Source organism: Synechococcus sp. R5-12 (assembly GCF_047502655.1).
Lineage (GTDB): Bacteria > Cyanobacteriota > Cyanobacteriia > Thermostichales > Thermostichaceae > Thermostichus.
This window is the reverse complement of record NZ_JANSIM010000262.1, coordinates 1-5,589: the sequence shown is the minus strand read 5'-3', so window position 1 is coordinate 5,589 and position 5,589 is coordinate 1. Positions and strand designations below refer to the sequence as shown.

The following is a 5,589-nucleotide window of genomic DNA, read 5'->3' as shown; positions in this document are numbered from 1 at the left end:
TTTCAGTATAGTTGAGCTTATTATTGACTAGAGTCATGCTCCTATCAGGGATCCCTGTGGGCAGCCAGAATGGCCTGAGCAGCCAGGTGGCCGGAGAGGGTGGCCCCTTCCATGCTGTCGATGTAGTCTTGGGCGGTGTAGCTGCCGGCAAAAAAGAAGTTGGGTACTGGGGTCTTTTGCTGTGGGCGATAGGGATCCATGCCCGGCGCTTCTCGATAGAGGGAGTGGGCCAGTTTCACCACGCTGTACCAGGTCATGTTCAGTTGCCGGGATGAAGGAAACAGCTCGTGGACTTGGTGCAACACGTGCTGGGCAATTTGCTCGTTGGGCATGGAAATGAAGGGATCCCCCGGCGTGAGCACGCATTGTAGCAGGGATCCCTGGCCCGGCTTGTAGTAGTCGGCGGGGCTGGTGAGGGCCAGATCGGCAAAGCAGGAAAAATCGGCATCGGCGGTGTAGAGGAGATTGTCGATACCCAGAGCCTCTGGGTGTTGGCTGGCTCGTTTGGCCTGGCCTTGGGGGTTCAGCTCCGTCACCCAGCCATCGAAGCGCAACTGCACCGTGGCCACCGGTACGGATTCCAGCTTGTAGAGGTTGTCGAATTGTGGCCACTGCCGCCATACTTCCGGGATCAGCCGCTTGGCCCCTTCCACTGCCGTTGCACACACATACACATCTGCCTCCACCCGCTCTCCATTGGCCAAGAGCAAGCCGGTCACCGCGTAGGGAGGAGAGTCGTTCACTTCAATGCGGCTGACCCCTCTGCGGGTGTGGATCTGGCCCCCACGGGCTTGGATGTAGCGGACGATAGGCTGAGTGAGATAGGTGTCCGGGGATCCCTTGAGGAAATTGAGCTTGGAGGCCTCTGTTTTGCTGGCAAACATCTGAAAGATCGTCAGCATACAGCGGGCAGAAATCTGCTCTGTATCGATAAAGCCCAAGGCATAGGCAATCGGGTTCCACATCCGCTTCAGGCTACCCTCGGATCCCCCATGCCGCCGAAACCAATCGGCAAAGCTCATCCGATCCAAGGCGCGAATTTGCCGCATTGCCCCTTCATAGTCCAGCAAGCCGCGAATCAGAGGGCTGGTGCCCAGCGCCAGAGCATTGCGCAGCTTGTCCGCCCAAGAGAGTTGCTCGGTGGTGAAAAAAGCTTTGAGGCCGTTGAAAGGCGCCCCCAGGGGAAAGCGAAAATCCAGACTGGCCGTCTGCCCGCCGCGGTTGACAAAGATGTGGGTGTGCTGCTTGGGCAGCAGGTTCTCGTAGGCTCCCACCTTCTTCATCAGGGCAAACAAATTGCTGTAGTTGCAGAAAAAAACGTGCAGCCCCATCTCGATGTGGTTGCCATCGGCATCCTGCCAGGATCCCACCTTGCCGCCGACAAAAGGCCGCGCCTCGTAGATCTGCACCTCGTGTCCTGCTTCAACCAAATCGACTGCCGTCACCAACCCGGCCAATCCGGCCCCAATAATGGCTACCCGCATAGCGATACCCTCAAACAGGCGCTGCCCGGGATCCCGCCCAGACTTTGCGCAACTGCAAAGAAAGATGAACTTCTCTCATTCTGGAACAAAATGCGCCGGGGATCCCTGACTTGACAAACCACCGCAAAACTTGCCATCATAAATTTCCCGACGCGGATGTAGCTCAGTGGTAGAGCTTCTCGTTGCCAACGAGACGGTCGCGCGTTCGAATCGCGTCATCCGCTCTTTGGGCCCTCACCCCCAGCCCCCCTCCCCTCAGAAGAAGGGAGTTGGCTAGCGCTTGTAAAAGGTCTCTAGGCTATGGCGGTCGCCCACAAAGCGCCAGTGCCAGGGTTCGTAATTCACCCCCTGAGGGTTGTTTCTGGGGAAAGACAGCTCAAAGCCAAAGCGGGCCGCGTTGCTCTGCAGCCACTGGAAGGCCGGGGTGGTCTCAAAGGCTTCTTGGGTATCCCACTGCGGAAACCCGGCATCCCCAAGGTCGATGGCATAGCCAGTGTGGTGCTCGCTGTAGCCAGGGGGAGCACTGACAGCAGCTCGTTCCTCGGGTCGCAAGGCTCGGGATTGAGCCAATTGAAAAAACAAGAATTCCTGATCCGCAATGGAGCGAAACCCGGAAATGGGGACAAGGCGGATCCCGGCAGCTTGAGCTGCTTCGCTCATGCGAAGGTAACTTTCAGCAGCCGCCTGGCGTAGGCGCACCTCACGACCGTGGTAGTGGCCCACCACCCGCAAGCTGTCTGCAGGGGCTTCGGAATAGGCATAGTGCCCCAGCAAGGAAGCTCGCCCATTCTGCACAGTTGGCTGCGGCAGAGGGGGCTGACCGGTTTCTTCCAGAACTTGGGGATCCGCCGCCTGCTGGGATCCCGGTAACTTCTCTATCCCCCAACCCGCCAGGAGCACTAGCCCAACCAGCACCAGGCCCAAGACTAGACGGGACCTCAGGGCAGGCACCGAACTTTGCGCCTTTTTCGCCGGAGTGGACTGGCGACGGGCGACCGGAATGTCGTCGTTCATGCGCAAAGGCCGGGATCTAGCGAGGAGTACTGAAAAGAGGCAGCGTTTCTACAAACCCAAATCCGCCAAAATATCGCGGGCATGGGTTTCGGTATTGATGTTCTGGTAGACCTTGGCAATTTTGCCCTCGCCATCAATGACGTAGGTCACCCGCTTGGCATAGCCGCCCCCATCCACATCGTAGGCGCGGGTAATCACCCCACTGCTATCCACCAGTAGGGGGAAAGGCAAGTTGTACTTTTCGGTGAACTTTTGGTGAGAAGCTTGGTCGTCCATGCTCACCCCCAGCACCACCACGTCCTTGCTTTGGTAGTCGGCGTAGGCGTCGCGGAATCCACAGGCTTCCTTGGTACAGCCGGGGGTGTCGTCTTTGGGGTAAAAATAGAGGACAACGGTTTTGCCGGCAAAATCAGCCAGCGAAACCTGGTTGCCTTGGGTGTCAGTGGTGTTGAACCCAGGAGCAGGGGTGCCAACAGCGAGAACCATAGGTGCGTGACCCAAAAAGTGTGATGAATAGGGCTGCCCTCAGCATTTTCTTCAGCCCTGCTTGTCTCTGTCAAGGCATTACCGCTCCAGCTTGGCATTGCAACTCAGCCACCAGCTCTTGAAGCTCCGCCGATAGATTGCCGGGCAGCCGTCGCCCCAGAATCTCTGCCAACGATCGATAGTACCACAGGGATCCCTCTTTTCCGGCGGAAAACCGCTGCCAGAGTTTATCCCCCAGTTGGCGAAAATCCCGCAAGATGCAGCGGGCGTTGTGCAGCTTGTCAGAGGCGGCCACCAACAAAACCGAGGCATTTGCCGTTTCCAGGTGCTTCAGGTAGGCGGTTTTGCGCTCTTTCCAGTTTTCTTTGGGCTCGCCTCGGGAGCCATCGCTTTCGGTATCCGTACATCCCAGGATGATCTGCAGCACCCGTTCTCCAAAGTGCTCCCGGATCTGTTGCTCAATCTGGGCCCGGGGCTCGCCTGTGTTGTGGGGGCCGTCCTCTAGGCTGTCGTGGAGCAGAGCGGCAATCGCTTCATCTTCATCCGCCCCATGCTCCAGGGCGATGGCTGCTACGGCCAACAGATGGCTGAGGTAAGGGATCCCGGTTCCCTTGCGGGTCTGAGAAGCATGCCAGCGATGGGCATAGTGCATTGCCTGCACAAACCGCTGTGTGAGTTGCGTTGACATCTGGATTCTCCGATTGGGGTTAAGTTGACCAAGAAAACTGGGTTGCAAGCCCTGCCCTAAGGCCTACAGCCCGCTGACGCGGCAAGGGCGGCTTCGTGCTACGCTGTTGGTTGAACTCCGCCAACTTGAGTATGGCGCAGTGTTAGCAAGAGCAATGTCAGCAGGAAAAGTATCTGGGAGTTCATCCCAGTAGTCGGGGTTATGGCATCCCCCACCACTCGCAAGGGTGGTGTAGCCCAAGAAGTAGGAATTATCCTGTGGCCTGGGAAAGAATCCTTGCCTTTTAGGGCAGGGAGAATGCCAATTTTTGGACAAGGTTGATCCAAGCGAGGTTCAGGCGCTGAGATTGCAAAGGTTTAGTCGGTGGCCGGAGTCTGTTTTGCAGGTAGCGGCACCAGCGTTCCTGTCCCCTACCAAGCGCACAAATCGACGAACCGATCGGCTATCCGAATTAGCTCCGAGTTTGTATTCGGCCTGTAGGCGGCTACCTCCAGCCGGCAGCCTTGGCGGCGGATGTACTTGAGGGCCGGCACAAAATCTCCATCCCCGCTCAGCAGCAGCACCGTCTCGTAGCGGGAGCACATCGCCATCATATCCACAATCAGCTCCCCATCCAGGTTGGCTTTGCGGCTGCCGTCGGCGTGGATCACCACCGGCTTGGTGACCACCCGATAGCCCTGCCTTCTCAACTCCTGCAGAAAGCGATGCTGAGCTTGGTTGTGGTGATCTACCCCAGTGTAAATATGCACTTCCATCTCGGATCTGCCCTGGGCCAGCCAGCTGAGCAGACTGGGATAGTCGAGATGGGATCCCCACTGCTGGGCGCTGGCGTGGAGATTGGCCGCGTCGATGAACACCCCCAGGGCTTTGCGGGGAAAAGCAGGGTTCGGCTGGGATGCCACCAGCTGCTGCAGGTGTTGGAGTTGCGCCTGCACCAACTCCAGTTGCTCCAAAGTCACTTGGGGCTGGGATACCGGCAGAGCATTCAACCGCAGCTCCACGGCTTTTAACCGCTGCTGGATGTGCTGGATGGCCTGGGTGATGGGGGCCAGCTGTTGCCGCACGGACAGATGAGACGTGGGCCGAGCTTCGAGGGCGTCGATCCGCCCTTGTAATGTTTCCAGTTGGGCCGCCGTCTGCTGCTGCTGTACCCAGATGGGCTCCAAAACCTTTACTTTCTGCTCGAGCTCTTGAATGGCTTCAGCCGGGGAAGCCAAGGTCTGCTGCAGAAGGGACGGTTCAGCAGTGAGCCGAGCGTCCAGCACCTCGAAACGCGCTTGCAGGGTCTCCAGTTGGGTTGCTGTCTGTTGCTGCTGTGTCCAGGTCTGTTCCAGAACTTGGCCAAGCTGTTCTTCGCGGCGGCGGATGGCAGGGTAGGCTGCTGCCAAAGGTAAGAGCCCCCAGATCACTTGGCGGGTCACCAGGGCCGTCACCCCCAGGGCCAGGGATCCCGTCCACAGCCAGGTTAAGGGGAAGGCAGAAGCCCTATTCATACTCATACTCATAGTCAGCTCTCCTCATAGTCAGCTCTCCTCAGTTTGGGTTATCGATCTGCTCGGTTGCCAGGATTTTACCTCACTCACATGGGCCACCTCAGGGATCCCTCTCGAAGATCGAGATGCCCAGAACTCCCAGAGGCATCGAAGAGGAGCAATTCAGCAACTGCAGTATGCCTGCTATTGGAAGGGGAATCTTCCAATCGCTGGACAAACGTATTTCCCTTGTTGAGCAAACGGATCAGATATCGAGTCAGTTATCGAAAGCAGGCTCAAACTTGTTCCTCTTGACCGACAGGCCCCGTGGCCCGCTCAACCTGGATTCAACGTCCAAGCTATTGGCTGACGGTATGGGCCGTAAAACCATTGAACGGAGCAGGGTCAGCTAGAAATCGCAGGAGCCCCGCACTGTACCCGTAGG

General features: G+C 57.9%; 5 protein-coding genes and 1 tRNA gene. 1 reads left to right on the top strand and 5 read right to left on the bottom strand.

Annotated features, from left to right (window positions below; genetic code table 11):
- Positions 1-44 precede the first annotated feature (44 nt).
- Positions 45-1,484, bottom strand: a complete 1,440-nt coding sequence (zds, locus tag NW843_RS12965; protein ID WP_414523148.1) for a 9,9'-di-cis-zeta-carotene desaturase — start codon at positions 1,482-1,484, stop codon at positions 45-47.
- A gap of 152 nt (positions 1,485-1,636) precedes the next feature.
- Between zds and NW843_RS12960 the strand changes: the two genes are divergently transcribed.
- Positions 1,637-1,708, top strand: a tRNA-Gly gene (locus NW843_RS12960).
- A gap of 49 nt (positions 1,709-1,757) precedes the next feature.
- Here NW843_RS12960 and NW843_RS12955 read toward each other — a convergent pair.
- The 4 genes from NW843_RS12955 to NW843_RS12940 form a co-directional block, all read right to left on the bottom strand.
- Positions 1,758-2,498, bottom strand: a complete 741-nt coding sequence (locus tag NW843_RS12955) for a D-alanyl-D-alanine carboxypeptidase family protein (RefSeq protein ID WP_414373992.1) — start codon at positions 2,496-2,498, stop codon at positions 1,758-1,760.
- 48 nt (positions 2,499-2,546) lie between these two features.
- Positions 2,547-2,984 carry a peroxiredoxin gene (locus tag NW843_RS12950; RefSeq protein ID WP_011432689.1) on the bottom strand — a complete coding sequence of 146 codons (438 nt, stop codon included), beginning with the start codon at positions 2,982-2,984 and terminating at the stop codon, positions 2,547-2,549.
- 70 nt (positions 2,985-3,054) lie between these two features.
- On the bottom strand, positions 3,055-3,672 hold the full coding sequence (locus NW843_RS12945) for an HD domain-containing protein (RefSeq protein ID WP_414523147.1): 618 nt from the start codon (positions 3,670-3,672) through the stop codon (positions 3,055-3,057).
- A gap of 410 nt (positions 3,673-4,082) precedes the next feature.
- The gene (locus NW843_RS12940; RefSeq protein ID WP_414418347.1) at positions 4,083-5,165 is read right to left on the bottom strand and encodes an NYN domain-containing protein; all 1,083 of its coding nucleotides are present in this window, start codon (positions 5,163-5,165) and stop codon (positions 4,083-4,085) included.
- Positions 5,166-5,589 lie beyond the last annotated feature (424 nt).

What these genes read in the sequence shown, in the direction of transcription:
- zds (WP_414523148.1), bottom strand. Translation starts at nt 1,484, where the DNA reads ATGCGGGTAGCCATTATTGGGGCCGGATTGGCCGGGTTGGTGACGGCA.
- NW843_RS12955 (WP_414373992.1), bottom strand. Translation starts at nt 2,498, where the DNA reads ATGAACGACGACATTCCGGTCGCCCGTCGCCAGTCCACTCCGGCGAAA.
- NW843_RS12950 (WP_011432689.1), bottom strand. Translation starts at nt 2,984, where the DNA reads ATGGTTCTCGCTGTTGGCACCCCTGCTCCTGGGTTCAACACCACTGAC.
- NW843_RS12945 (WP_414523147.1), bottom strand. Translation starts at nt 3,672, where the DNA reads ATGTCAACGCAACTCACACAGCGGTTTGTGCAGGCAATGCACTATGCC.
- NW843_RS12940 (WP_414418347.1), bottom strand. Translation starts at nt 5,165, where the DNA reads ATGAATAGGGCTTCTGCCTTCCCCTTAACCTGGCTGTGGACGGGATCC.